The sequence below is a fragment of the Streptomyces sp. rh34 genome (genome assembly GCF_002551245.1).
GTDB lineage: Bacteria > Actinomycetota > Actinomycetes > Streptomycetales > Streptomycetaceae > Streptomyces.
In genome coordinates this window covers 1-902 of sequence record NZ_NTGZ01000560.1, presented here as the reverse complement: position 1 = coordinate 902, position 902 = coordinate 1, and the positions used below count along the sequence as shown (strand labels likewise).

The 902-nt window shown below is 78.3% G+C and carries 1 pseudogene; it reads right to left on the bottom strand.

The annotated features are described in order from the left end of the window. A pseudogene (locus tag CR470_RS38195) lies at positions 1 to 852 on the bottom strand (hypothetical protein); the annotation flags it as partial. Positions 853 to 902 lie beyond the last annotated feature (50 nt).

Sequence of the window (902 nt, the reverse complement as noted above, 5' to 3'; positions counted from 1 at the left end):
GGCCCGCTGGGCGGCTTCCTGGCGCTCGTCACGGACCCGGGCGGTGTCGGCGGCGGCCTCGTCGGCCTCGGCGCGGGCGGTTCGGGCCTCGGCGAGGACGGCTTCGGCGCTCTCGGCCGCCGTACGGGCGGTGGCGGCGGCCTCGGCCAGTTCGGTGAGCATGCCGGGCGGGCAGTCGGCGCGCCAGGAGCCGATGCGGGCGGCGAGGGCGCGGTCCCCGGAGAGGCGGGCGGCGAGCGTCCTGATGTCCTCGTCGCGGGCGGCGGCACGGCTGCGCAGCGCGTGGCGCTCCTCGTCGGCGGCGTGTTCGTCGTGCATGGCCGGGTTCGGCGGGACGAGGAAGACGCCGTCGTTCTGGGCGTCGGAGCCGGTGCCGGGGGCGGGGACGGGGGCGAGGAGGGCGGCGGCGGTGCCGACGGCCACGGCCGATCGGGGCAGCAGGGCCGCGCTGCCGAGGACCTCGCGGGCGCGGGTGTGGGCGTCGGGGTCGGTGATGACGACGCCGTCGACGAGCTCCGGGCGGGCGGCGAGGACGGCGGCGTGGTCGGCCGGGTCGACGGTCTGCGCCAGGTAGCGCCAGCCGGGCAGGGCGGGGATGCCGTGCTCGCCCAGATACTCGACGGTGGCGAGGACGTCGGGGCCGGGCGGCAGCAGTCCGCCCTCGCCGAGCGCGCCGAGGATGCGGGCGTCGTCGGCGGCGGCGGTGCGCAGGTCGAAGAGGCGGCGTTCGGCGGCGGCGACGGACTGGTCGAGGAGGTCGCGCAGTTCGTCGGCGCTGCGGTCGAACTCCTCGGCGGTCAGAGGCTGCTGGGCGGGGCCGGGCCGGCCGGCGAGGGCTACCGCGCGGTCGGCGGCCGGTTCGGCGGCTGTCTCTTATACACATCTCTGAGCGGGCTGGCAAG